The 25,010-nt window shown below is 62.9% G+C and carries 19 protein-coding genes and 1 tRNA gene; 15 read left to right on the plus strand and 5 right to left on the minus strand.

Features of this window, described 5'->3' with window-relative positions; translation table 11 throughout:
- Positions 1 to 1,887, plus strand: a 1,887-nt coding sequence (locus HWE17_RS24455) for a bifunctional diguanylate cyclase/phosphodiesterase (RefSeq protein ID WP_176390567.1), incomplete at its 5' end; no start/stop codon positions are given.
- 92 nt (positions 1,888 to 1,979) lie between these two features.
- On the plus strand, positions 1,980 to 4,376 hold the full coding sequence (locus HWE17_RS24460; protein WP_176390568.1) for a S9 family peptidase: 2,397 nt from the start codon (positions 1,980 to 1,982) through the stop codon (positions 4,374 to 4,376).
- 105 nt (positions 4,377 to 4,481) lie between these two features.
- Here the strand turns inward: HWE17_RS24460 and HWE17_RS24465 are convergent, their stop codons facing one another.
- Complete coding sequence (locus tag HWE17_RS24465) at positions 4,482 to 5,477, minus strand: cytochrome-c peroxidase (RefSeq protein ID WP_099401412.1); 996 nt, start codon at positions 5,475 to 5,477, stop codon at positions 4,482 to 4,484.
- Between the two features lie 208 nt (positions 5,478 to 5,685).
- Here HWE17_RS24465 and HWE17_RS24470 point away from each other — a divergent pair, with 208 nt between their 5' ends.
- Positions 5,686 to 6,126 (plus strand): hypothetical protein, encoded by a 441-nt coding sequence (locus HWE17_RS24470; protein ID WP_051959357.1) that lies wholly within the window; start codon positions 5,686 to 5,688, stop codon positions 6,124 to 6,126.
- Between the two features lie 20 nt (positions 6,127 to 6,146).
- On the opposite strand, the gene HWE17_RS24475 is transcribed toward HWE17_RS24470, so the two are convergent.
- Entirely contained in the window at positions 6,147 to 6,917 is a 771-nt protein-coding gene (locus HWE17_RS24475) for a hypothetical protein (protein ID WP_217916877.1), read from the minus strand.
- 119 nt (positions 6,918 to 7,036) lie between these two features.
- Between HWE17_RS24475 and HWE17_RS24480 the strand changes: the two genes are divergently transcribed.
- From HWE17_RS24480 to gdhA, 10 genes are all read left to right on the plus strand, one after another.
- Positions 7,037 to 7,112 (plus strand) — tRNA-Phe (locus tag HWE17_RS24480).
- Positions 7,113 to 7,400: 288 nt separating this feature from the next.
- A complete protein-coding gene (locus HWE17_RS24485; protein ID WP_176390569.1) occupies positions 7,401 to 9,737 on the plus strand; it encodes a PKD domain-containing protein in 2,337 nt (778 codons plus the stop codon).
- A gap of 233 nt (positions 9,738 to 9,970) precedes the next feature.
- Positions 9,971 to 12,403 carry an acyl-CoA dehydrogenase gene (locus tag HWE17_RS24490; protein ID WP_176390570.1) on the plus strand — a complete coding sequence of 811 codons (2,433 nt, stop codon included), beginning with the start codon at positions 9,971 to 9,973 and terminating at the stop codon, positions 12,401 to 12,403.
- 118 nt (positions 12,404 to 12,521) lie between these two features.
- Positions 12,522 to 13,883, plus strand: a complete 1,362-nt coding sequence (gene yegQ, locus HWE17_RS24495) for a tRNA 5-hydroxyuridine modification protein YegQ (protein WP_176390571.1) — start codon at positions 12,522 to 12,524, stop codon at positions 13,881 to 13,883.
- 183 nt (positions 13,884 to 14,066) lie between these two features.
- On the plus strand, positions 14,067 to 15,314 hold the full coding sequence (locus HWE17_RS24500) for a DUF819 domain-containing protein (RefSeq protein WP_176390572.1): 1,248 nt from the start codon (positions 14,067 to 14,069) through the stop codon (positions 15,312 to 15,314).
- Between the two features lie 328 nt (positions 15,315 to 15,642).
- Positions 15,643 to 16,365, plus strand: coding sequence for a Stf0 family sulfotransferase (locus HWE17_RS24505; protein WP_176390573.1), 723 nt, complete (start codon positions 15,643 to 15,645; stop codon positions 16,363 to 16,365).
- A 51-nt stretch (positions 16,366 to 16,416) separates the two neighbouring features.
- A complete protein-coding gene (locus tag HWE17_RS24510) occupies positions 16,417 to 17,457 on the plus strand; it encodes a polysaccharide pyruvyl transferase family protein (RefSeq protein ID WP_176390574.1) in 1,041 nt (346 codons plus the stop codon).
- 73 nt (positions 17,458 to 17,530) lie between these two features.
- On the plus strand, positions 17,531 to 18,760 hold the full coding sequence (locus HWE17_RS24515) for a Rieske 2Fe-2S domain-containing protein (protein ID WP_176390575.1): 1,230 nt from the start codon (positions 17,531 to 17,533) through the stop codon (positions 18,758 to 18,760).
- A complete protein-coding gene (locus HWE17_RS24520) occupies positions 18,757 to 19,746 on the plus strand; it encodes a glycosyltransferase (RefSeq protein ID WP_176390576.1) in 990 nt (329 codons plus the stop codon). The genes HWE17_RS24515 and HWE17_RS24520 overlap by 4 nt, the downstream gene beginning before the upstream one ends.
- A gap of 208 nt (positions 19,747 to 19,954) precedes the next feature.
- Positions 19,955 to 21,298, plus strand: a complete 1,344-nt coding sequence (gdhA, locus tag HWE17_RS24525) for an NADP-specific glutamate dehydrogenase (protein ID WP_099401400.1) — start codon at positions 19,955 to 19,957, stop codon at positions 21,296 to 21,298.
- 109 nt (positions 21,299 to 21,407) lie between these two features.
- On the opposite strand, the gene HWE17_RS24530 is transcribed toward gdhA, so the two are convergent.
- Entirely contained in the window at positions 21,408 to 21,965 is a 558-nt protein-coding gene (locus HWE17_RS24530) for a flavin reductase family protein (RefSeq protein WP_176390577.1), read from the minus strand.
- A gap of 175 nt (positions 21,966 to 22,140) precedes the next feature.
- On the opposite strand from HWE17_RS24530, the gene HWE17_RS24535 reads away from it, so the two are divergent.
- Positions 22,141 to 22,770: a head GIN domain-containing protein gene (locus tag HWE17_RS24535; protein ID WP_035824377.1), complete on the plus strand. Its 630-nt coding sequence runs from the start codon at positions 22,141 to 22,143 to the stop codon at positions 22,768 to 22,770.
- Positions 22,771 to 22,812: 42 nt separating this feature from the next.
- Complete coding sequence (locus HWE17_RS24540) at positions 22,813 to 23,613, plus strand: enoyl-CoA hydratase (RefSeq protein ID WP_176390578.1); 801 nt, start codon at positions 22,813 to 22,815, stop codon at positions 23,611 to 23,613.
- Position 23,614: 1 nt separating this feature from the next.
- Here the strand turns inward: HWE17_RS24540 and HWE17_RS24545 are convergent, their stop codons facing one another.
- The gene (locus HWE17_RS24545; RefSeq protein WP_166448980.1) at positions 23,615 to 24,352 is read right to left on the minus strand and encodes an AIM24 family protein; all 738 of its coding nucleotides are present in this window, start codon (positions 24,350 to 24,352) and stop codon (positions 23,615 to 23,617) included.
- A gap of 3 nt (positions 24,353 to 24,355) precedes the next feature.
- Entirely contained in the window at positions 24,356 to 24,997 is a 642-nt protein-coding gene (locus tag HWE17_RS24550; RefSeq protein ID WP_099389936.1) for an AIM24 family protein, read from the minus strand.
- Positions 24,998 to 25,010 lie beyond the last annotated feature (13 nt).

Consider the following 25,010-nt stretch of genomic DNA (forward strand, 5'->3'; position numbering starts at 1 on the left):
GGCCGCGGCCGGCAGCCCGACGCCGCCCTGCACGTGCAGGGCGTGCCCGACTCCCCCGTGCTGCGCGCGCTGATCGTGGCCCTGAACTTCCTGTTCATCGCCGCCGTGCTGACCCTGTCCTGCGCCTTCCTGCTGCGCCACCTGGAACGCAGCAGCCAGGCCCTGTCGCAGCTGAATGCCGACCTGCGCTTGACGGCCACGGCGCTGGCCCGCCTGAACGACATGGTCATGATCGCCGAAGTGAGCGATGCCCCCGACTCCGGCACGGTATCGGCCACGCGCATCATCTTCGTCAACGACGCCTTCGAGCGCAGCAGCGGCTATGCGCGCGCCGAGGTGCTGGGCCGCAGCCTGCTGTTCCAGCAAGGCGACGCCACCGATACGGACGAACTGGCGCGCATCGCCGCCGCCATGGCCCAGGCCCAGCCGGCCAGGGCGGAATTGCTGAATTACAACAAGGCCGGCAAGGCCTACTGGGTCGAGGCGGAACTGGTGCCGTTCACGGATGCGGACGGCAAGCAGACGCATTGGGTGGCCGTCGAGCGCGAAATCGACGAGCGCAAGAAATCGGAAGCGGACATCCACCGCCTGGCCTTCTACGACGTGCTGACGGGCCTGCCCAACCGGCGCCTGCTGATGGATCGCATCGCTCACCTGCTGGCCGCCGCACCGCGCGACCAGTCCATCAGCGCGCTGATGTTCATCGACCTCGACCACTTCAAGCACATCAACGACGCGCGCGGCCACGCCACCGGCGACGCGCTGCTGCGTCTGGCGGGCGAACGGCTGGCGCAACTGATGCGCAAGGCCGACACGGTGGCGCGCATCGGTGGCGACGAATTCGTCGTGCTGCTGGCGCACCTGGCCGATGACCTGGACAGCGCCGCCCGCGCGGCGGCCCAGGTGGCCGAGAAAATCCGCGCCGCCATCGCGCGCGACTTCGATATCGACGGGCAGTCCTATCATTGCAGCGCCAGCATCGGCGTGACCTTGCTGCCGAAAGCGGGCCAGCAGGCGCACGACCTGCTGCGCGAAGCGGACATCGCCATGTACCGCGCCAAGGCGGAAGGACGCAACGGCATCGCCTTCTTTGAAGCGGCCATGCAGGCGGGCGTGGAGCGCCGCCTGACCCTGGAACGGGCGCTGGCGCGCGCCCTCGATGCCAGTCAATTATGCATGCACGTACAGCCGCAGGTCGACCGTCACGGCCGGGTGACGGGCGCCGAACTGCTGATGCGCTGGCCGCAGGCGGACGGCACGCACATCGCGCCAGGCGTGTTCATTCCCATCGCCGAGGAATCGGGACTGATCATCAAGCTCGGGCACTGGGCCCTGCGCGAGGCGTGCCGCGCGGCGACCATGCTGGCGCGGGCCGGGCAGCCCGTCGCCCTGTCGGTGAATGTCAGTCCAGCCCAGTTTCGCCAGCCCGATTTCGCCGCCCGCGTGCAGGCCGCGCTGGCCGAACACGGCACGCCGGCCGGCGCCCTGATCCTGGAACTGACGGAGGGTTTGCTGATCGACCAGCGCGACGCCTCGCTGGCGCGCATGCGCGAGCTGGCGGCCCTGGGCATCCGCTTTTCCATCGACGATTTCGGCACCGGCTATTCCAGCCTTGCCTACCTGACCTCGATGCCGCTGTATGAACTCAAAATCGACAAGCGCTTCATCGACGACACGCCGCGCGATGCGCGCGACACGGCCATCGTGCAAGCGATCCTGGCCATGGCGCGCCACCTGGGCTTGCGCGTGGTGGCTGAAGGCGTGGAAACGCAGGAGCAGGCGGACTTCCTGCTCGCCCACGATTGCGACGGCTTGCAAGGCTACCTGTATGCGCGGCCCATGCCGCTAGCCGACTTTCTCGGCTGGCTCGCTCACAATCAAGCTTAGCTTTACGACATTTCCTGCACGAAACTCCTCCGCTAGAATACCGACCTCATAGCCTGTACCTTCACCATCCCCTTTGACTAAAGCGATCCCCGATGCGTCTGGTTCTACCTCTGCTGCCGCTGCTGCTCTCTCTGCTGCCCGCCGCCCATGCGGCCCCTTCCTCCACCGCCACTGCACCCACGCCCACGCCGATCACGCTGGACCAGGCCATGGCCGATCCCGACTGGATCGGCACGCCCGTCGAAGCGGCATGGTGGGGCTGGAATGGCCAGCTCTACTACAAGCAAAAACGCCTCGGCTCGCCCCTGCGCGACACGTATCAATTGCCAGGCGCGAACGCGAAACTCAATAGCGGCAAGCAGGTCGACGATGCGCAGCTGGCCAACCTCGATGGCCAGCAAATGGTCGTCAACCGGGCCGGCACGCGCGCCATCCTGCTGCGCAACGGCGACTTGTTCGAGCGCGACCTGAAGAACGGGGCCTTGACGCAAATCACGCGCGGCGTCTCCGCCATCAGCGACCCGCAATATTCCGCCGACGGCGGCGCCGTGCAATACCGCAGCGGCACCGACTGGTTCAGCTGGAGCCGCGTTGACCGCCTGAGCGCCCCCGTCGCCCTGCTGCGCGCAGCCAAGGATCCGGACGCCAAGCCGGAAGCGGACGCCCTGCGCGAACTGCAGCTGCGCCTGATCGTCAACCTGGCGCGCCAGAAGGACGACCGCGACGCGAGCCGCGAACGCCGCCAGGAAGAGCGCCGCCTGGACGCCACGCGCGCGCCGGAACCGATCTACCTGGGAGAAAAAGTCACCATTTCCGGCAGCGCCCTGTCGCCGGATGGCCGCTGGCTGCTGTTCGTCACGCAAGACAAGGCCGCCGAAAAAGGCAAGCTGGGCAAACTGGCCCGCTACGTCACGGAAACCGGCTACCCGGAAGCGGACGACGAGCGCACGCGCGTGGGCCGCAACATGCCGATCGCGCAAAGCCTGAAGCTGGCCGACCTGCGCACGGGCCAGGTGCGCGAGATCGCCTTTGACAACCTGCCCGGCATCGCCACCGACCCGCTGGCGCTACTGCGCGCGGAACAGAAACTGCCGCCGTTGAAAGGCAACCGTGCCGTGCGCATCGACGCCCAGCGCGACGGCATCGCCTGGACCGATGACGGCAGCAAGGTCGCCGTGCGCATCCGCGCCATCGACAACAAGGACGGCTGGCTCGCCAACGTCGACCTGGCCAACGGCGCCCTCGTGCCCGTGCACCGCATCAGCGACGCGGCCTGGGTCAACCGCCGCGCCGAGGAATTCGGCTGGCTGCCCGACAACGTTACCCTGTGGTATCTGTCCGAGGAAAGCGGCTACGCCCACCTGTACGCGAAAACGGGCGCGGCCCCGGCGCGCGCCTTGACCAGCGGCCCATGGGAAGTGAGCGCCGTCGAATGGAGCCGCGACGGCAAGAACGCCTATTTTCTATGCAACCGGCAGGCGCCTGGCACGTATGAAGTGTGCGCCAGCACGGCGAAAGAGGGCGGCGCGCGCGAAGTCACGAATCTGAAAGGCGTGGAAAACTTCGGCCTGTCACCCGATAACGGCAAGCTGCTGCTGCGCTATTCCACCAGCTATATGCCGGCCCAGTTGGCCAGCGTTTCTGTCTCTGGCGGCAAGGCGAACATCCTGACCGATACGCGCAGCGACGCCTTCAAGGCGCGCAGCTGGGTCATGCCGGAACTGGTGCAAGTGCCGTCCACGCATGGCGCGGCGCCGGTCTGGGCCAAGCTGTACCGGCCAAAGCAGCTGGAAGCGGGCAAGCGCTACCCGATCGTCATGTTCGCGCACGGCGCCGGCTACCTGCAGAATGTCACCGAGCGCTATCCCGTGTATTTCCGCGAACAGATGTTCCACAACCTGCTGGTCGAGCAAGGCTACATCGTGCTCGACGTCGACTACCGCGCCTCGCTCGGTTACGGCAGCGCCTGGCGCACAGCCATCTACCGCCAGATGGGCCACCCGGAACTGGAAGATTTTGTCGATGGCGCCAACTGGCTGGCGCAGCAGCACCAGGGCGACATCCGGAACGTGGGCATCTATGGCGGCAGCTATGGCGGCTTCATGAGCCTGATGGCCCTGATGCGCGCGCCGGACATCTTCAAGTCGGGCGCCGCGCTGCGTCCCGTGACGGACTGGACCACCTACAACCACGAGTACACGGCCAACATCCTGAACACGCCGGACGTCGATCCGCAAGCCTATAAAGTCTCGTCGCCGATCGAATACGCGGACAAGCTGACGGGCAACCTCCTGATCGCCCACGGCATGATCGACGACAACGTGTTTTACCAGGACTCCGTGCGTCTGTCGCAGCGCTTGATCGAGCTGAAAAAGGATAACTGGGAAATGGCCAGCTACCCGATGGAGCGCCACGGTTTCGTGCAGCCGGAAGCGTGGTATGACGAGTACCGCCGGATTTACCAATTATTCCAGCGCACGCTGAAGTAAGCGATATCAGAATGTCGGATTACGCGGCTACGCCGCTAATCCGACCTACGCCGGAGAGAGTAGGTCGGATTAGCCCGCAAGGGCGTAATCCGACACCACACTCACTCAGTCAAACGGCACGGGCCGTGGCGTCGTATCCGACGATGGCGGCAAGATCGGCAGCACGATGTGCGGCTGCTTGCCCGTCAGGGTTTTCAGAAAGGCCACCAGTTTCGCGTTTTCGTCGGGCGTAAAGGTGCGGCCCAGCTGCAAGCGGCCCATCACATCGACGGCTTGCGTCAGGGTTGCCGCTTCGCCATCGTGGAAGTACGGGTAGGTCAATTCCACGTTGCGCAGGGTCGGCACCTTGAAATTGAAGCGGTCCGCATCCTTGCCCGTCACGGCCGAGCGCCCTTCTGCCGTCATCGCCGTCTTGTACGGCTCGACGACGCCCATCTTCTGGAAAGTGTTGCCGCCCACGGCGGGGCCGTTATGACAGGCGATGCAGCCGCTCGATTTGAACAGCTGGTAGCCGGCCAGCTCGTCTTTCGTCAGCGCGCTTTTCTTGCCCGACAGCCATTGATCGAAGCGCGAACCGGGTGTCACCAACACCTCTTCAAAGGCGGCGATGGCGCGCGTGACTTGCTCGATGGTCAGTTTATCCTGGCCAAAGACTTGCCGGAACTCCGCGCGGTAGGCGGGAATCGAGGCCAGCACGTCGATGGCCAACTCGTGCGTAAAAGCCATCTCGCCGGGATTGGCGATGGGGCCGCCCGCCTGCTCCTGCAAATCCTTGGCGCGGCCATCCCAGAATTGCGCCACGTTCATGCTGGAATTGAGCACCGTGGGCGAATTGATGGGCCCGCGCTGCCAGTTGTGGCCGATCGAGGTCTTGATATTGTCCGTCCCCCCCATGCTCAGGTTGTGGCAGCTGTTGCAGGAAATGAAGCCCGAGCGCGACAGGCGCGGATCGAAAAACAGTTTCTTGCCCAGCTCGACCATGGCTGGATTGGCCACCTTGGCGGCAGTAATCGGCTGGATCGGTTCCTTTTCGGCGGCATGCAGGACGCCGCCAAAGGCCAGGCTGGTGATGAAGAGGAAGGGTGAGAGGGTGCGGCGCATAGTCTAACTCCTGGAAACATTCCCGAATCGGCGGCGTGCGCCGGCGCGGGAATGCAGCGCACCGGCCCGGTTGCCACCCGTACATCGCTGGTTGGATGTTGATTTATATTAACTTTGACGGGTTGATAATGGGAATGACCGGGATCAAGGTTCTGGCCAAGTACGAATCGCGCTTGCCATTTACGCAAGCCTGGCACATGATAAGGACATGCAAACGCCAACCTACCCTACCCTGTTGCCACTGCTGCGCGCCGCGTGCGCCAGCTTCCTGCTGCTGGCCGCCAGCGCCTGCGGCAGCGCCCCCACGCAAGATGATGCGCCGCCCGCCCCCGGCAATGCCGGCTTGCTGGCGCAAATCCAGGCGGAAGTGGGCGCCGCCGCCTGCGATTCCACCCAGCAATGCCAGACCATCGCCATCGGCGCCAAGGCTTGCGGCGGCCCCGAGCGCTACCTGGCCTGGTCCAGCAAAAGCAATGACGGCAAGAAACTCAAGGCCCTGGCCCAGGCGCAAGCCGAAGCCAGCCGCAAGCAGCAGCAGGCGGACGGCATGATGTCGACCTGCTCCATCGTCACGGATCCGGGCGCCACCTGCGAGGCAGGGCGCTGCGTGCTGCAAAAGAGCGGCCTGGGCGGCAGCGCCGCCATGTAATCGAGTGCTACAGCAACACGTCAGGGCTGCAGCTGCAAGGTCTTGACGATCTTGCTTTCCACTTTCTCGCCCGCGCCCGACATGGCATTCTTGCTCTCCTTACGCAGCAACAATAAATGGTCGCCGCTGACGCCATATTGGCGCGTCTCATCCGTCTTTTGCGTAAAGCTGATGACGACAAAGGCGCGCCCGCTCACATCCACGTGGAAATGACTGGCCAGCGGCGCGCCGTCCGCGGCGATCCACACATCGAGGCCGCCGTCGAACTTCTTCACATACTTGCGGTCTTTCTCAGGCACTTTGTCGAGCGACAAGGTAAAGCTGAGCAGCCGCGCCGGCTTGCCCTTGTAGCTATCCATCTTTTCACTGCTGAACACAGCTTCCTCGATCTCGCGCGACAAGGCATCCGCCGCCGACACCATGGAACGCAGTTCCGTCGCCTTCATTTCCCCCAGCGCAAAGCCGATCGGCGTCTTGACCTTCGGATCCTTTACCCTGGCGCGCTGCTCGGCCTCCACTTTCGCCAGCAAGTCCTTGCCGTAGAGCACCTGCAAGCCCGCCGGCCCGCCCTCGACAGTGACAGTGGCCTGGCCGCTATCCTCTTCCGCCGCCTTGCCCTCGCCCTCGCGGCGCCAGGATTTCGATTCGACCTGCGCCTTGATCGGCATCAGCCCCTGCAAGCGCGCCAGCGCCGCGTTCAATTCGGCGAGCCCATCGGCCCGCGCCGCGCCACAAAACAAACTGAACAAGCCCGCCACCGCCAGGCCCTGCACTCCAATACGTCGCTGCATCGCCACATCCCTTCCGGTCATACAAGGATGCCAAAACACCATGTTTTGGCCATCTGTTGCATTTGAACACAGCCAGCTCTGGTCAGGTGGAAAGTCTTTCTGCTATAATTCGCCGCCTTGGCCTGGTAGCTCAGTCGGTAGAGCAGAGGATTGAAAATCCTTGTGTCGGTGGTTCGATTCCGCCCCGGGCCACCAAGAATTCAGCAGTACATAGCAAAAAGCCAACCTTCGGGTTGGCTTTTTTGTTTGCTGAATTGTTCGCGTCCAGCCTGTCGCCAGTCACGCTGCAACCGCGCAGCGCTGCGCGCCGCTTGAAAAAATCCATCCCTCACTCCCTTCAGCTGCATCGCCTTCAATTTCAAGGCATGAACTATTGCTTAAAGATATATAATTTCCCTTAACAGACTGACTCCGGCAAGAGCTTGGCCGTTTGAGCGTGACGCCACATGGCATCACTTTAAAAATTGAAAATGGATAGATTCGATGAAGACTTTGGCAATTATGCTTGGTTCGTGCATGCTCGTTGCATGCGGCGGCGGCGGTAGCGGCGCCTCACCGGCCCCTGCTAGCCCGGCAGAGTTAACCGTCAACGGCACTGCCGCAACGGGGAAAGCAATTGCTGGCGCCATGATTACTGCCAAATGCCAGACGGGCACAGGCAACACCACGACGCTGGCCGACGGCAGCTACAGCCTTGCCGCCGCCGGTGGCCAACTGCCGTGCCTGCTCCAGATCACCGATCCGGCTGATGGCTCCAAATTACACACGCTCGTACTGGGAAGCGGCAACGCCACCACTGCCAATATCACGCCACTGACCGAAATGCTGACGGCGCGGGTATTGGGGAACGAACCCGCGGTCTTTTTTGCCGCTTTTGACTCCGCTATTGCCGGCAGCAAGATCAATAGCACTGCGGTGAAAGCAGCGCAGGCTGACGTGGCTGCGGTACTGAGCGGTGTCGTCGACACGACACCGCTCGCTGATTTCCTTTCCACGCCATTGAAAGCGGCGACGCAAGGCAACCCGGCCGGCGGCGATGCGCAGGACAGGCTTCTCGATGCGCTCAGAATAAAAATCAATGCCGCCCAGCTTACCCAGGTCGTGACCGCGCTGGCCAAGATCAGCAATCCAGACACCATCAAGCAAGTCATCGCCGATATTGCCGCAGTCCCCCCTGTCGCCCAGGCCGGACCGGTACAAAGCGTGGTGACGGGCACTGTCGTTACTCTCGATGGCAGCGCCAGCTCGGCAGATGCCGGCCGTACACTCAGCTATGCGTGGACCCTGCAATCCAAACCGGCAGGCAGCACGGCAAGCTTGGCGTCGCCGACCTCCGCCAGACCCACTTTTACGGCGGATGTGGCTGGCACCTATGTTGCCAGCGTCATCGTCAACGACGGCAAGGTCAGCAGCAACGCCGCGGCGGTCAGCATTACGGCCAGTGTAGCCAATGCGGCGCCGGTTGCGAACGCAGGCTACGCGCAGAATGTCTTGTCCGGCAGCGTGGTCGAACTCGATGGCAGCGCCAGCTCGGATGCCAATGGCGATGTGTTGACGTTTGCCTGGATGCTGACGGAAAAACCGGCGAACAGTACGGCCACCTTGTCCTCTGTCAGCGCGGCCAGGACCACCTTTACCGCCGATGCCTCCGGCTTGTATGTCGCCAAACTCATCGTCAACGATGGCAAAGCGAACAGTGCGGATGCAACGGTCACTGTCAGCGCCAGCGCCGTCGACACGTCGGGACCCTCCGTGTCAGCCATCACAGTCACCCCCGCCACCGTCGACGTCTCGCAGGCAAGCCAACGCGTGACGGCCACGGTGACCGTGACAGATGCCACCGGCATCAATCTCAACGCCCTGCCCCACCCCTATTGGCACAGCATCGCCGATATCGGCGGCACCCGCATCGACAGCAAATGGGTGCTGGCCTCCGGCGACGCGAAGCATGCCACCTTCAGTTCCACGGTGACGATCCCCGCCGGCGCCAAAGCGGGCGCATGGCTGGTTGGTGCGACATCGTTCCGTGACGTATTGTGCTATACGAGTACGAATGGCGGCTACAGCCAGAGTTTCACCGTGCAAAACGATGGAGACAACGACACGTCGGGCCCCGTCGTGTCAGCCATCACCGTCAATCCCAGCACCGTTGACGTCTCGCAGGCGAGCCAACGCGTGACGGCCACGGTGACCGTGACAGACGACACCGGAATCAATCTCAAAGATCTGCCCTCCCCCTATTGGCACAGCATCGCCGATATCGGCGGCACCCGCATCAATAGCAAATGGGTACTGGCCTCCGGCGACGCGAAGCATGCCACTTTCAGTTCGACGGTGACGATCCCAGCCGGTGCCAAAGCGGGCGCATGGCTGGTTGGTGCGACATCGTTCAGTGACGTATTGGGCTATACGAGTACGAATGGCGGCTACAGCCAGAGTTTCACCGTGCAAAACGATGGACTCAGCGACACGGCGGGCCCCGCCGTGTCAGCCATCACCGTCACCCCCAGCATCGTTGATGCCTCCCAGGCAAGCCAACTGGTGACGGCCACGGTGACCGTGACAGATGCCACCGGGGTCAATCTCAACGCCCTGCCCGGCACCTCCTGGTACAACCTCGCCGATATCGGCGGCACCCGCATCGACAGCACATGGGTGCTGGCATCCGGCGATGCGAAGCATGCCACCTTCAGTTCGACGGTCAGGATCCCCGCAGGCGCCAAAGCGGGCGCATGGCTAATCAGCTCGCTGGCTTTCGATGATGTATTGGGCTATACGAGTACGAATGGCGGCTACAACCAGAGTTTCACCGTCAAATAAGCGGGTCAGACAGCGCCCGCCGTAGTACCAGTCGTTATCGGCCCTGCCGGTGCGACACTGGCGCCAAAGGCAAGGCGGGCGACACGGTGATTGTCGTGCCACAACGCTAATTCGCCTCACGCTTCACACCACAGCGCCAACCCCTGCGGTTGGCGTTGTGCGTATGCGCTGTACCGCACAGTAACATCGGCCGCATCGGACTACCCTGTCCTCATTACACAGGGAGATATCGCATGCTGACGATCATATTGATGCTGGCCCTGCTGGGCCTGGTTGCACTGTTCGCGCCCGGCCCCGTGCGCCGCGCCCTGCTTGCTCCGCACTTGCTGGCCTTGTTCAAGCGCATCTTGCCGACGATGTCCGACACGGAACGCGACGCGCTCGAAGCGGGCACCACGTGGTGGGATGCCGAGCTGTTTTCCGGCAAGCCCGACTGGTCCAAGCTGCTGGGCTATGGGCGCGCCTCGCTCACGACCGAGGAACGCCATTTTCTCGAGCATGACGTCGAGCGGCTGTGCGAACTGGTCAACGACTGGGAAACGCAGCAGGCGCAGGATTTGCCGCCGCAAGCCTGGGACTACATGAAAAGCCAGGGTTTCCTCGGCATGATCATCCCGAAACAATACGGCGGCAAGCAGTTCTCCGCCTACATGCATTCCCAAGTGGTGATGAAGCTGTCGAGCCGCTGCTCGGCGCTGGCCGTGACCGTGATGGTGCCCAATTCGCTGGGGCCGGCCGAACTGTTGTTGCACTACGGTACCGAGGCGCAAAAAGATTATTACCTGCCGCGCTTGGCCGCCGGCACGGAGATTCCCTGCTTTGCCCTGACCAGCCCGTACGCGGGTTCCGACGCGGCCGCCATTCCCGACCTGGGCGTCGTGTGCATGGGCATGCATGAGGGCCGCGCCACCCTGGGTTTCCACCTCACGTGGAACAAGCGCTACATCACCCTGGCCCCCGTGGCCACCTTGCTGGGCCTGGCATTCCAGACCAGCGATCCCGACCACTTACTCTCCGACAACGATGCGCCCGGCATCACCTGCGCGCTGATCCCCACCAGCCACGACGGCGTGGTGATCGGCCGCCGCCATCACCCCTTGAACGCCGCGTTCCAGAACGGCCCCACGTCCGGTCAAGATGTGTTCATCCCCATCGACTGGGTCATCGGCGGCCAGGCGCAAGTGGGGAAAGGATGGCGCATGCTGATGGAATGCCTGGCGGCCGGGCGCGCAATCTCTCTGCCCTCGTCCAGCGTGGGCATGGGCAAGATGGCCGTGCGCGGCACCGGCGCGTATGCGGCCGTGCGGCGCCAGTTCAACATGCCGATCGGCAAGTTCGAAGGGGTGCAGGAAGCGCTGGCCCGCATGGGCGCCAACCTGTACCTGATGGATGCGGCCCGCACCTTGGCCGCGCACGCCGTCGACCTGGGCGAGAAGCCGGCCGTCATTTCCGCCATCGTCAAATATCACGTCACGGAACGGGGACGCGCGCTCGTCAATGACGGCATGGACATTCTCGGCGGCAAGGGCATCTGCGTGGGCCCCAACAATTTCCTCGCCAGCGCCTACCAGCAAATCCCCATCGCCATCACGGTCGAAGGCGCCAACATCCTCACGCGCAGCCTGATCATCTTCGGCCAGGGCGCCATCCGCGCCCATCCATATGTGCTCAGGGAAATGGCCGCCGTCAGCGAAAGCGACGGCCGCAAGGCTCTGCGCGATTTCGACTCCGCCTTCTTTGGCCACGTGGGCTTTGTGCTGGGCAACCTGGCCAGGGGGATGTGGTACGGACTGGGCGGCGCGCGCCTGGAGGCCGCGCCCGACGCCGGTGCGCCCGCACTGGCGCCCTATTACCGCGCGTTGACGCGGCTGTCGACGGCGTTTGCCGTCATGACGGATATGTCGATGTTCGTGCTCGGCGGCGAACTCAAGCGTCGCGAACGGCTGTCCGCCCGGCTGGGCGACGTGCTGGCGCAACTGTACCTGGCCTCGTCCGTGCTGAAACGCTACGAGGATGATGGCCGGCCCGAGGCCGATCTGCCCTATGTGCACTGGTCGCTGCAGGATGCACTGGTCAAGGCGCAGCAGGGTTTGACGGGCGTGCTCGACAATTTCCCCGCGCGCGTGCTGGCCATGCTGCTGCGCACCCTGCTATTCCCGTTTGGCCTGCCCCACCGTCCACCGTCCGACGAACTGGGCAGTGAAGTGGCGCTGGCCCTGCAAACGCCGGGCGCCGACCGCGAACGTCTGCTGGCCGACGGCCATGTGGCCAGCGACGCGGCAGATCCCGTGGCCTGCGCCGAGCGGGCGCTGGCCCTGCTGCCCGACGTCCTGCACATCGAAAAACGCCTGAAAGACACGCCCGAAGGCGCGGCCCTGCGACACCTGCCGCAAAGCCTGTCCGCCATGCAACAGTGGCTGGCGACGGCCAAGGCGGCAGGCTCGGTCAGCTGCCAGGAACACAATACCTTGCTGGAAGTTGCGCGCCTGGTCGACGGTTTGATACAGGTCGACGATTTTGCGCCCGCCGCAGCGCTGGCAACGCAGGATGCCTATCCGCGCGATGATGCGGGCGTGGTGGCACCCGGCGACAAGCGCGCCACGCACGGGAGCGAGGCGGCGAGCCCGAGGATGAGCGATAGCCGGTACGCCCTGACGCCAAAATAATGACAGGCTGCTCAGCGGCACGGCGGCGCATTGCGCGCCGCCATATTGCAATCCTTTGACCCCAGGCAAGGAAATCCATGGCCAGCCGGCCTACAATCGCCGGCTTTGCCCATCTTCCATGCACCACGCTCCCGAACTCCTCCTGCCTGCCGGCTCCCTGGCCAAGATGCACGCCGCCTTCGACTTTGGCGCCGACGCCGTCTACGCGGGCCAGCCGCGCTACAGCTTGCGCGTGCGCAATAACGACTTTTCGACTTTGCAAGCCTTGCAGGAAGGCATTGATGGCGCGCATGCACGTGGCAAGCAATTCTTTGTCGCCAGCAATATCTTCGCCCATAACGCCAAGCTGAAAACCTATTTGCGCGACATGGAGCCGGTGATCGCCATGCGCCCGGATGCCTTGATCATGGCCGATCCCGGCCTGATCATGATGGTGCGCGACAAGTGGCCGGAGATTCCCGTGCACCTGTCGGTGCAGGCGAACGCCGTCAACTGGGCCGACGTCAAATTCTGGCACCGCATGGGTTTGACGCGCGTGATTCTGTCGCGCGAACTGTCGCTCGACGAGATCGAGGAAATCCGCCAGCGCTGCCCGGAAATGGAACTGGAAGTATTCGTCCACGGCGCCCTGTGCATCGCCTATTCGGGCCGCTGTCTGCTGTCCGGCTATTTCAACCACCGCGACCCGAATCAGGGCACGTGCACGAATTCCTGCCGCTGGGATTACAAGGTGAAAAATGCCACGGAAGACGCCAGCGGCGACCTGGGCGGCATGCAGGTGGTGCCGCTGGAATTTCACCAGGCGCTGGCCGAGGCCGACAATAACGCGTTTTCCGCCCTGCACCAGCAGCCGCGCCACCCGCTGGCCGATCAGCCATACTTCATCGAAGAAGCCCAGCGTCCGGGCCAGTTGATGCCGATACTCGAAGACGAGCACGGCACCTACATCATGAATTCGAAGGACTTGCGCGCCGTCGAGCATATCGAGCGCCTGGTGAAAATCGGCGTCGATTCGCTGAAAGTCGAGGGCCGCACCAAGTCGCTGTACTACGCGGCGCGCACGGCGCAAGTCTACCGCCAGGCCATCGATGACGCCGTCGCGGGTCGCCCCTTCGACATTGGCCTGCTGGGCCAGCTGCAAGGCCTGGCCAACCGCGGCTACACGGATGGTTTCTATCAACGCCATCATACCCAGACGCACCAGAACTACATGCGCGGCGCGTCCGAGGCCGACCGCAGCCAGTACGTGGGCGACGTGCTGGGCGTGACGGACGGCTGGGCGCGGGTGGACGTGAAAAACCGCTTTGCCGTGGGCGACCGCATCGAGGCCGTGCATCCGGGCGGCAACCGCGATTTCACCATTACCCGCATGCTCAGCGACGACGGCAGCGAGATCCAGGTGGCGCCCGGCAGCGGCCACTTCGTGCGCATCGAACTCGACGGTGCTCTCGACAAGGCCTTGCTGGCGCGCTATTTGTAACCGCCAGTCTGCTGCGCCAGGTGGCGCAGCAGTTTCCAAGTGTTTGATTTGACAAGAAAAATCCCTGCTGGCATTACCTAAATAATTTGTTTAGGCTTCAACATTGCTATACGATACGGCCACCCGCGCCCGGGGGCCTGATCGGCATCCCGTGCGTCCCTGACACGTTCACCGGAATCCCCGATGCCACCTGCCACACCCGCCCTGATCACCAATGATGCCGTCGTCCTCGGCCTGCTCGCCATGACCCTGGGGGCCGTCTTCTGGAGCGCCTCCCGCCCCGACGGCTTCTGGAAAAAGTTCTACACGTACATTCCTTCCCTGCTGATGTGCTATCTGATCCCGGCACTGCTCAACACCTTCGGCGTCATCGACGGCAACGCGTCGGGCCTGTACGCCGTGGCGCGCGATTACCTGCTGCCCAGCGCGCTGGTGCTGCTGTGCGTGGCCATCGATTTCGGCGGCATCATTCGCCTCGGCCCCAAGGCCATCATCATGTTTTTGACGGGCACGCTGGGCGTCATGCTGGGCGCCCTCGTCTCGTTCGAGGCGCTGCGTTTGATCCACCCGGAAACGGTAGCGGGCGACACTTGGCGCGGCATGACGACCGTCGCCGGCTCGTGGATAGGCGGCGGCGCCAACCAGGCGGCCATGAAGGAAGTGTTTGAAGTGGACGCCACCCTGTTCGGCCAGTTCGTCGCCGTCGACGTGCTGGTGGCCAACGTCTGGACGGCCGTGCTGCTGTTCCTGGCCGGCCGCGCGGGCGCCTTCGACCGCTGGACCGGTGCCGATTTGTCCGCCATCAATGCGCTCAAGGACAGCATCGAAAGCTACCGCGCCCAGCACGCGCGCGTGGCCAATCTGACCGACATCATGATCATCCTCGGCGTCGGCCTGGGCGTGACGGGCCTGTCGCACTTCCTGGCCGGCCCCATCATCAGCTGGATCAGCACCTTGCCCGCAGCCTGGCGCTTGCAGGATTACAGCCTGACGTCGAACTTCTTCTGGATCGTCGTGCTCGCCACCACCTTCGGCTTGCTGCTCAGCTTTACCCGGGCGCGCAGCCTGGAAGGCGCGGGCGCCTCGACCATCGGCTCTGCCATGCTGTACGTGCTGGTGGCCACCATCGGCATGCACATGGACTTGAAAGCCCTGTTCGACAAGCCATTTTTGTTCCTGCTGGGCCTGATCTGGATCGCCGTGCACGGCGGCCTGATGCTGCTCGTCGCCAAGCTGATCCGCGCACCGCTGTTCTTCATGGCCGTCGGATCGCAAGCCAATATCGGCGGCGCCGCTTCCGCCCCCGTCATCGCCAGCGCCTTCCACCCTGCCCTGGCCCCCGTCGGCGTGCTGCTGGCCGTGCTCGGCTACGCGCTGGGCACCTACGGCGCCTACATCACGGGGCTAATTCTGCGCAGCATGGCGGGGTGACGCTCCTGGCAGCACAGTGACGACAACGCCAGCCTTCGGGCTGGCGTTGTCGTTTATGGGCCGCTCAGCTTGCTACCAGCCACCACTAGTTGCTGGAGGGAGACACAATACATAAATAAAATACAACTTTATGAATGAAAGGGCATGAAGTGAGATAGTATTTTGAAGCAACATAATTTCAAGAAAGTAATTTTTGCTTTAAACGCATCCTATCGCACGCAACAAGGCTCAGTCAGCCTCTCCGCCACTCATGAATGAATGTCTCCCCACTCCGTTGGCGAATGCCAGGTCAGTATGGACCAGCAACACGCGCCCTACGCCCGCTGAAATGCGTGAGCTCGCCTACGATACAACGTCATCGTCGCTGCCCGATAAAAAACTGCTGGTCTGCGCTGCGCCTCGCGCATCGAGCAAGCGACTGGCCCGCCTGTTGCTCGGCGCGGGCATGGGCGTGCCGCTGGAATATTTCAATGACAACAGCATACAGGCGTTGACGAAGCGTTGGCAGATCAAGCAACAGGATTACCTGGCGCATATGTATGCCAGGCGTTCCGCAAATGGCGTGTTCGCGTCGAATATCCAGTTTCCCCAGATTCAAAAGTGGCCCCATGCACACGATTTTGCTGCCCTGTTCGAAGGCGCAACGGTCATTCATTTGATCCGCGACAACAAACTCGCCCAGGCAGCGTCCCTGGCGACCTGCATGGTCACGGGGCGCTGGGGTTTCGAAGCCGCCACGGTGACAAAAAATTACTCGACCTGGCGCCTGAAACTGGCTGCGCGCAAGGCCATGCAGCTCATTGCCGAGGATGAACAGCTTTGGCAGAGCTGGTTCAGGCAACGGGGTATCGAACCGCTCGTCATCAGTACCGAACGTGTCAACCGGCACGATCTGACGCTCATCAATGAGATTGCCGGTTTGCTCGGCGTCAGCGCCGATGCGGCAAGCGCCCAGCGCATGCTGGACGTGGATCAGGGCGCCTACCCGGGCGATCCGGAACTGAAATCGCGCTTTCGCGCCCTCATCGAAGAACTCGCGGCACGCGGCTAATCCGCGTCCCCGGCCTCGCCACCTCGCTAAACACATAGAACAGGACGAACATTGAATATCTTTATGGTGCGGCCCACCACGCGCAACATCGGCAACGATCTCATCGGCTACGCTACCGCCGAGCTCCTCTACGAAGTGTTCGGAGCAGCCACCAATGTCGTCAGCATTCCCGCCTTGAAGGGACCGCAGTTTGGCGGCCTGGTAGCGCGCCAGATCTATGACATGAACCGTCTCGCCGACGCCGTCATCGTGGGCGGCGGGAATCTGTTTGAAAACGGCCAGCTGTCCTATGATGTCCAGGCCGTCAATGCCTTGCGCCGGCCGATGATGCTGATGGGCCTGTCCCACGGCCGCATCACGGGGCGCGACGGGCAAATGGAAGACCGCACCGATGCGCTCAGCCCGACTGCGATACGGCACTTGGTCGAGCACGCCAAGGTGGCCATGGTGCGCGACACGGGCTCGCAAGAAATCCTCGCCGATCTTGGCGCCAAGGTGACGGTCGGTGGCTGCCCCACGCTGTACTTGCTGCCGAATGCGGAAGGCGAAGCGGCCACGGGCGGCGTGATCATTTCAGTCCGTCACCCCATGCGCATGAGCGTTCCTGCCACCTTGCAGTGGCGCATCGCAGAAGACCTGCGCCGCCTGATTGCCGCCCTGCGTGCCGAATATGCGCAACCGGTTTATCTGGCCTGCCACGACTACATCGATCTCGAATTCGCGGCCGGTTTCCCGGAAGCATCGCCCATGTACTTTGACGAGGTCGGCCGGTACATCGAGGCGCTGCGCACCTGCAAGCTGCACGTCAGCTACCGCCTGCATGGCTTCCTGCCGTGCCTGGCCATGGGTTCGCACAGCATCAATCTGTCGTATGACGAACGGGGCCGCTCGATGCTGTCGACCATCGGCATGGCGTCGTGGGATGTCGATCTGATGCAAGGTGGCGACTGCGTGAGCGCCATCATGGACCGCGCACGCTCGGCCGCGCAATATCACCGCGCCCGCCAGGATGCCCTGCCGCTGATACAAGAGTTGCGTCAGATCACGCTGCGCGGCTTGCAGACCTTGCGCACCCTGGCAATGGAGCAATAATATGAGCTTGCCATCTTCGTCTCAGGGGGTGTGGCTCAAATGCCACGTCCGTGAACTGGCATCTTGGGAATCGATGACCGAACGCGTGCTCACCGAGCTCATTTCCACGGTCGGACAAATGAAGGGCGCCGCTGCGGCCCAGCTGCTGCGCCAGCATGGCATCGAGCGGCTGCACGAAGTCATCGACACCGACGATGTGGCGTCCTTGCGCAACCAGGTACTGGAGCGCCTGCGCCAGCCCTTGCTGGCCATGGCAACGGCCGTCGGACGCCAGGTCCTGGGCTGGGATGGCGATTTCTATGTGGACGACTATTTGATCCTGCGCATCAACTTCCCTTATGAAGTGGCCCGCAAAACCAATCCATCGAGCGAAAATCCCGGCATTGGCAGGCTCAGCGCTAGCGTGCGCGACAAATTCCAGACGCGCAAGGTCATCGACCCCGTGTATGCGCCGAAAGCGTATCACCGCGGCCACCCGCCCGCCGCCTGGGCGCATGGTCCGCACATCGATAGCTGGGCCGGCCACTCCCGCGACGGGCGCAATATCTGGTGGGCCATCGGCGAAGTGCCGGCGCAAGCGGGCATGGTGCTGTATCCGGAATTGGCCAACGTCCCGCTGCCCTGCGAGCGGCGCACGCTCTACCTGCAAGCGGGCTACCGCCTGCCCGTGCCCACCTACCTGCCCCTGGCAGCAGGCGAGATGCTGGTCTTCGATCCCGAAGTGCTGCACGGCACGCATCTGAATACGACCGACGCCACGCGCGTGGCCATTTCCATGCGCCTGAACGCTTCCAGGCCAACGTTCGATCCCGCCTGCTTTTATTCGCGCGAATTCTGGCGCCGGGCCGCCGATATCGAGCAGGGCCATGATGAAGTCCTGCATCTGCAACGCGAAGACAACTTCGGCGCGCCCGTTGCCAGCATCCCCGTGCAGACGCCGCCTGCCGTTCCCGTCATCGCTGGCCAGCTCGACCAGACAAGCGGCCTCATACATGGCCAACTGCCTGCCGCCGGGCCGGACACGCAGCGCATCATCGTCGATGCCGCGCCGTATCGCATCATGCTGGTACACACCAGCGACGGCACCCGCGCCTACGACGCGGCCTGCCCGCATTACGGCGTGGACCTGGCCGACGGCGGATGTGACAGCGATAAAGTGTATTGCCCGGCCTGTGCCATCTCGTTCGACTTGCAAACAGGAAAATCATCGTGCCCGTCATTGACACTACAACCGTATGAAGTCCGGCAAGACGGCGCAGCCGTACGCATCCGTGTTGCGCCGCCTGCGGCCGTGGCGACATGAGCGCAGCGGCAGTCAGTGTCATCATTTGCACCAGGAACGGCTGGTCGCGGGGATTTCTCGACGACACCTTGCAGTCCTTGCTGGCCCAATCCCGGCCCGCGCAAGAAATCCTGCTGATCGATGATGCCAGCAGCGACGGCACGGCCGCCTACGTCCGGCAAGCCTACCCGCAAGTGACCGTCCTGCCGAATGCCGGCAAGGGACTGGCGGCGGCCCGGAATACGGGCGTGGCCGCGGTGCGCTCTGCATGGGTGGCATTCATTGACGATGACGACATCTGGTGTCCTGAAAAACTGGCAGAACAACTTGCACAGGTACAAGCATCTGAAACGCCGGATGCGATTGTGTATGCCTCACAAATTGCCACGCTTAACAGCCATGGCGGCAATCCCGTGGCTTGGGCAACGCCACGCCAGTTTGCCTCCTGGCCGGCCTGTCTGCTGGGCTCGCCTATTCAGCCATCCGGCGTGCTGCTCAGCAAAAAATTACTTTCCCGCATGGGGCCCTTCAACGAACAGATACGGGAAGGTGCCGCTTACGATTACTGGATACGCTGCCTGAGCGCCGGCATGTCCATCCGCTACAGCACCAATATCCTGCTGCATTATCGGCAGCATCATCCGCAGATGACGGCGCCGGCGCGCAAGCTCGAGCATTTCCTGAATATCGACGCCATTGTCGCGCCCTATCTCGAGCGGCTGGCGCCGGCGCTGGCGAAGCGGGTCCGCTGTGCGCGCCTGCTGAACAATCTGCGTTCCCTGCTGGGTCATACCGGCATCTCGGCGGCCGTGCGCTACTGGCGCGCCAGCGTGCCGCGCCCGGCACCCGGCCTGCGCTCCGTTTGCTATTTCCTGCTCGATACCGTCGCATGCCGGGCGCCGCACCGGATCCGCCACACACTGCGGCAGCGCGCCATGCAGCTACTGATCGGCAAGAAAACGTCCTTGCCCGAACTGCGCCCGGAACGCTCCGGGCATCCGATGTAAAGGGCAAAAACGCCAGCGCTTCCGCTGGCGTTTTTGTTTTTTCGGTCAACTTCCCCACCAGACCACTGCCTGTTTTGACATGCCGGCCAGCTGGAAAATGCGCCCCAGAATGTAGCAGAAACCCCTCAAAACCAAATTTCCGCACCATTTTCGTGCGAAATCTGCGATGATAGTTGCCCAAATAACTGATTACCTCCATGGAATTCTGATGAAATACGCATCTGCTCACGAGTATGTCCAGCATGTCGCCGCACGCAATCCAGGTCAACCCGAGTTTCTGCAAGCCGTCACCGAAGTCATGGAGAGCTTGTGGCCGTTCCTGGAACAGCACCCGAAATACGCGGAACAAGGCTTGCTGGAACGCTTGATCGAGCCGGAGCGCGTGGTGATGTTCCGCGTGTCGTGGGTCGATGACCATGGGCAAGTGCAAGTCAATCGCGGCTACCGCATCCAGCACAGCATGGCGATCGGGCCGTACAAGGGCGGCATCCGCTTCCACCCGTCCGTCACCTTGTCCGTGCTGAAATTTCTCGCATTCGAACAGACGTTCAAGAATGCGCTGACCACGTTACCGATGGGCGGCGGCAAGGGCGGTTCCGATTTCGATCCGAAGGGCAAGAGCCCGGGCGAAGTGATGCGCTTCTGCCAGGCCTTCGTCAGTGAACTGTTCCGCCACGTGGGTTCGGACACGGACGTGCCGGCCGGCGACATCGGCGTGGGCGGGCGCGAAGTGGGCTATATGGCCGGCATGATGAAAAAGCTCAGCAACCGCGCCGACTGCGTGTTCACGGGCAAGGGCGCCAGCTTCGGCGGCTCGCTGATGCGTCCGGAAGCGACGGGCTACGGCACCGTGTATTTCGCCGAAGAAATGCTGAAAACGCGGGGCCGCTCGTTCGAAGGCATGCGCGTGTCCGTGTCCGGTTCGGGCAACGTGGCGCAATACGCGGTGGAAAAGGCCATGGCGATGGGGGCGAAAGTCATCACCGTCTCCGATTCCAGCGGCACCGTCATCGACGAAGCAGGCTTTACGCCGGAAAAACTGGCCATCCTGATGGAGGTCAAGAACCATTTGTATGGCAGGGTCAGCGACTACGCCGCGCGCACGGGCGTGCGCTTCGAGGCGGGCGTGTCACCATGGCATGTGCCGGTCGACATCGCCCTGCCCTGCGCCACGCAAAATGAACTGAACATCGACGATGCGCGCACCTTGATCGCCAATGGCGTGCAATGCGTGGCCGAAGGCGCCAACATGCCCACCACCATCGAGGCCGCCAAGGCCTTCGAGGCGGCCGGCGTCCTGTATGCGCCGGGCAAGGCCAGCAACGCGGGCGGCGTGGCCACGTCCGGCCTGGAAATGAGCCAGAACGCGGCCCGCATTTCCTGGCCGCGCGAAGAAGTCGACGCGCGTTTGCTGCAGATCATGCAAGGTATCCACGCCGCGTGCAAGCAATACGGCACGCGCGCCGATGGCACGGTCAGCTATGTGGATGGCGCCAATATCGCCGGCTTTGTGAAAGTGGCCGATGCGATGCTGGCGCAGGGGGTGATCTGACCGCAGCTTGGATGAGGCGTAGGTCGGATTAGCGCGCAAGCGCGTAATCCGACGCCATCGTTGGCACGGCTGGTGGTGTCGGATTACGGCGCCTTGCGCCTAATCCGACCTACGACATCTCCGGCTTCATCAGACTCTTGCGGCTGATGGTCCGGCCCGACACCATGAACTCGCCGTTGCCGCGGTAATGTAACGTTTCCGGCAGCTTGGGCGACGTAGCCACGTGGGCTTTCACGCACTCGAAGATGAAGAAGCCGCCTTTTGGATTGCCCGACACCTGCGCCAGCTTGCATTCGAAGTTGGCGTAGCACTCGGCGATCAGGGGCGCGCCCACCAGCTCGGCCGGCTGGGGCGTCAGGCCGAAGGCCGTGAACTTGTCCGTGTCTTCGCCGCTGCAGTTGCCGATGGCGACCACCTGGTCGACCATGTCGGCCGTGGGCAGGTTGATCACGCACTCCATGCTGCGCTTGATCATTTCATAGCTGTGGTTCGCGTCGGAAATGAAGCAGCCCAGCAAGGATGGTGTGAACTCCATCAGCATGTGCCAGGCCATGGTCATGACGTTGCTTTCGCCCTGCCACGTTGAACTGACCAGCACCACCGGCCCCGGTTCGAGGAAGCGCCGGATATCGGCGACGGGATAATCTTCTTTGTGGTAATTTTTCATCTGGTCTCCAGGACGCGGTACGCCACAGCATAGCCCAACGGCGCCTTGCCGGGCGCGCGGCTGGCCGGCGGCGCCGTGTCATCCGCGCCGCGATTTGTGCAGTTCATCGCAAATTTCTCCCCAATGGAGATGTTGCACAATAGAATACACTGATCAACTACTCAAGGAAACCGCCATGCGCCCTCTGTTCCTGTTGTCAGTCCTGTCCCTCGCCTGCCTGTCCACTCTCGCGCATGCCGACGAGCAAACCCGCACGGTAGCCGCCTTCAACGCCATCGATATCCGCGGCCCCATCAGCATCGAGGTCGAATCGGGCAAGGAGCAAAGCCTGCTGCTGCGCGGCGACCAGAAATTCCTCAGCGGCGTGATCACGGAAGTGGTCGATGGCGAGCTGAAAATTTCCATGAAAGACAAGGACATCAAGAAAACGGATGGCGACCCGCGCATCATCATCACCATGCCCACCTTGCGCAAGCTGATCGCGGAAGGCGCGGGCGAAAAGATATTGACCAAGCTCAATGGTCCCCGGGTCGACATCAGCTACAAGGGCGCGGGCCGCCTGGCCGCCGATGGCCAGGTCGACTGGCTGCGCCTGAAGGCGCAAGGCGTGGGCGAAGTCGATACGAAAGCCTTGCTGGCGAAAAACGTCGACGTCAATTTCGAAGGCATCGGCTCCGTCAAGGTGTATTCCTCGGGCGAACTGAACGCCGTCGTGCGCGGCATGGGTGAACTGACCTATTACGGCAAGCCGAAGATCGTGCACAAGTCGATCGCCGGCATCGGCAGCGTGAATGCCGCCAAATAAGATTTCCTAGAACAACAAGGCCATCAGGCCACTGGAGACCGCATGACCGCAACACATGACACGCAAGCGCCGCTGGTGCTGCGCGAAGACGAGGGTGGCCTCGTCACCCTGCGCCTGAACCGTCCGCTGCAATTCAATGCCCTGTCGGAAGCCATGCTGGCGGCGCTGCAGACTGAACTCGACCTCATCGCCGGGCAGCCGCACGTGCGTTGCGTGGTGCTGGCCGCCGAAGGCAAGGCCTTTTGCGCGGGCCACGATTTACGCCAGATGCAGGCCACGCGCGAGCTTGCGTATTATCAAACCCTGTTCGCGCAATGCTCGCGCGTGATGCAAGCCATTCAAACCTTGCCCGTGCCCGTGATTGCCCGCGTGCATGGCATCGCCACGGCGGCCGGCTGCCAGCTGGTCGCCAGCTGCGACCTGGCTGTGGCGGGCGCGTCCGCCCGTTTTGCCGTCTCCGGCATCAACGTGGGCCTGTTCTGCGCCACGCCATCGGTGGCCCTGTCGCGCAATGTGTCGCCCAAGCGGGCCTTCGACATGCTGGTGACGGGCCGCTTCATCGACGCCGACACGGCCGCCGACTGGGGCCTGATCAACGAAACGGTGGCCGATACGGCGCTCGACGAAGCCGTGGCGCGTCTGGCGCAGCAGATCATGGCGAAAAGCCCGACGGCCATCCGCTACGGCAAGCAAATGTTCTACCGGCAGCGCCAGTTGCCGCTGGACGAGGCATATGCGTATGCGGGCGACGTGATGGCGCGCAATATGATGGAAGAGGATGCGGATGAAGGCGTCACCGCCTTTTTGGAAAAGCGGCCGCCCGGCTGGGCGGCCGTCAAATAGCTTAACGTTCCTGCTTCATCTGCTGCTGGACAGAAAGGCTCAAGGTCCCCAGGTCTTCCTTGCCCAGCATCGGCAATTGCGCCAGCAGGTTGGCCAGGGCGGAACTGCCCGTCACGTCCAGCTCGGACGACTGCACCAGCACCGTGCCGGCGCCCGTGAAGTCGATCTGCTTTTCTTCGCCCGACAGGGTAAAACCGGTAAGTGCGCCGGCGGCCGAAGCCCAGCCCTGCACGTGGGCGTAATCGTAGTGATACGAAGGGCTGGGGCAATCGGCCCAGCCCAGCACGGCCTGCTCGTCCACGCGGCACGGCAACTCCAGGAAATGCACGGGGCCGTTCGACGAGGCGATCACCTTGCCCGTGCCGATCATGGTCAGATAACCGGGCAAGGTCGATTCCTGGCAAATCACATCCTTGGTAAAACCCAACAGGTTTTTCGCGCGGATGGTCATGTTGGCGTTGTCCAGGTCGTAGCACGCCAGGTCGTTGCCGTTGTCGCCCAAAATCAATTGCCCCTGGCCTTGCGCGACGACAAAGTGGTGGATGTATTTCGGCGCGTTGAAGGCATTGCGCACGATCAGGTCGAGCACGCTGCTGCCCATGGCTTCGAAGCGCAGCTCGCCATAGAAGGCGATCATCTTGCCCTTGCGAATGAAGATCTGTTCCTTGACGTCAATGACATACGAAAAACGGTTCAGGTTATCGTTCTTCGGCAAGGTATCGGGGTTGTAAATCGTCATGGCTTACCTTTCGCTCGCTTGGATGTAGACCGTGCCCTGGCCCGTAAACTTCACCTGGTACGATTCGCCGGACGCCTGGCCAACGAAGGTTTTCCAGTTCAAGTCCGTGACGATGGTCGAGCTCAGCTGCCCCGTGTGGCCGATATACGCTTGCGGGTCGACAAACACGGGCACGTCCGGCGTGACGGGCAAGCCGATGGCGTTACCGTCGGACAAAATCGCCACTTCGCCCGTGCCCTGCAAGGTGGTGGTAAACAGACCCTGGCCGGAAGCCATGCCGCGCACCACGCCCTGCACACCGCCCTGGTTGCCGAGGAACATGGTGCCGGCCGTCAGGCGCGCATCGAAGGCCAGCAGGGAATCGCTTTCCACATAGAAAGTTTCGCCGCGCACGGGGACGATGGTGACGAACAGGCCGCCTTGCGCGTAAAACACGCTGCCTGTGCCACGCGCCGACATCATGGCGTAGCCTTCGTTCGTGACGGCGCGCATGGCCAGGCTTTGCACGCCCTGGCCGGCCAGGAAGGAGCGGCTGAACGCCACGTCGCCCTGGTAGGACACCATGGCGCCCTTGCGCGCGAACACTTCTTCATTGCCGAGTTTGACCTCGAGCATTTTTTCATTGATCTGCTGATAGACAGGCATCGCGGGTCCTCGC

It is taken from the genome of Janthinobacterium sp. BJB401 (assembly GCF_013372745.1).
Classification (GTDB): Bacteria; Pseudomonadota; Gammaproteobacteria; order Burkholderiales; family Burkholderiaceae_D; genus Janthinobacterium; species Janthinobacterium rivuli.

What these genes read in the sequence shown, in the direction of transcription:
- HWE17_RS24460 (WP_176390568.1), top strand. Translation starts at nt 1,980, where the DNA reads ATGCGTCTGGTTCTACCTCTGCTGCCGCTGCTGCTCTCTCTGCTGCCC.
- HWE17_RS24490 (WP_176390570.1), top strand. Translation starts at nt 9,971, where the DNA reads ATGCTGACGATCATATTGATGCTGGCCCTGCTGGGCCTGGTTGCACTG.
- HWE17_RS24535 (WP_035824377.1), top strand. Translation starts at nt 22,141, where the DNA reads ATGCGCCCTCTGTTCCTGTTGTCAGTCCTGTCCCTCGCCTGCCTGTCC.
- HWE17_RS24550 (WP_099389936.1), bottom strand. Translation starts at nt 24,997, where the DNA reads ATGCCTGTCTATCAGCAGATCAATGAAAAAATGCTCGAGGTCAAACTC.
- HWE17_RS24530 (WP_176390577.1), bottom strand. Translation starts at nt 21,965, where the DNA reads ATGAAAAATTACCACAAAGAAGATTATCCCGTCGCCGATATCCGGCGC.
- HWE17_RS24545 (WP_166448980.1), bottom strand. Translation starts at nt 24,352, where the DNA reads ATGACGATTTACAACCCCGATACCTTGCCGAAGAACGATAACCTGAAC.
- HWE17_RS24465 (WP_099401412.1), bottom strand. Translation starts at nt 5,477, where the DNA reads ATGCGCCGCACCCTCTCACCCTTCCTCTTCATCACCAGCCTGGCCTTT.
- HWE17_RS24515 (WP_176390575.1), top strand. Translation starts at nt 17,531, where the DNA reads ATGACCGAACGCGTGCTCACCGAGCTCATTTCCACGGTCGGACAAATG.
- yegQ (WP_176390571.1), top strand. Translation starts at nt 12,522, where the DNA reads ATGCACCACGCTCCCGAACTCCTCCTGCCTGCCGGCTCCCTGGCCAAG.
- HWE17_RS24505 (WP_176390573.1), top strand. Translation starts at nt 15,643, where the DNA reads ATGCGTGAGCTCGCCTACGATACAACGTCATCGTCGCTGCCCGATAAA.
- HWE17_RS24500 (WP_176390572.1), top strand. Translation starts at nt 14,067, where the DNA reads ATGCCACCTGCCACACCCGCCCTGATCACCAATGATGCCGTCGTCCTC.
- gdhA (WP_099401400.1), top strand. Translation starts at nt 19,955, where the DNA reads ATGAAATACGCATCTGCTCACGAGTATGTCCAGCATGTCGCCGCACGC.
- HWE17_RS24485 (WP_176390569.1), top strand. Translation starts at nt 7,401, where the DNA reads ATGAAGACTTTGGCAATTATGCTTGGTTCGTGCATGCTCGTTGCATGC.
- HWE17_RS24540 (WP_176390578.1), top strand. Translation starts at nt 22,813, where the DNA reads ATGACCGCAACACATGACACGCAAGCGCCGCTGGTGCTGCGCGAAGAC.
- HWE17_RS24520 (WP_176390576.1), top strand. Translation starts at nt 18,757, where the DNA reads ATGAGCGCAGCGGCAGTCAGTGTCATCATTTGCACCAGGAACGGCTGG.
- HWE17_RS24475 (WP_217916877.1), bottom strand. Translation starts at nt 6,917, where the DNA reads ATGCAGCGACGTATTGGAGTGCAGGGCCTGGCGGTGGCGGGCTTGTTC.
- HWE17_RS24470 (WP_051959357.1), top strand. Translation starts at nt 5,686, where the DNA reads ATGCAAACGCCAACCTACCCTACCCTGTTGCCACTGCTGCGCGCCGCG.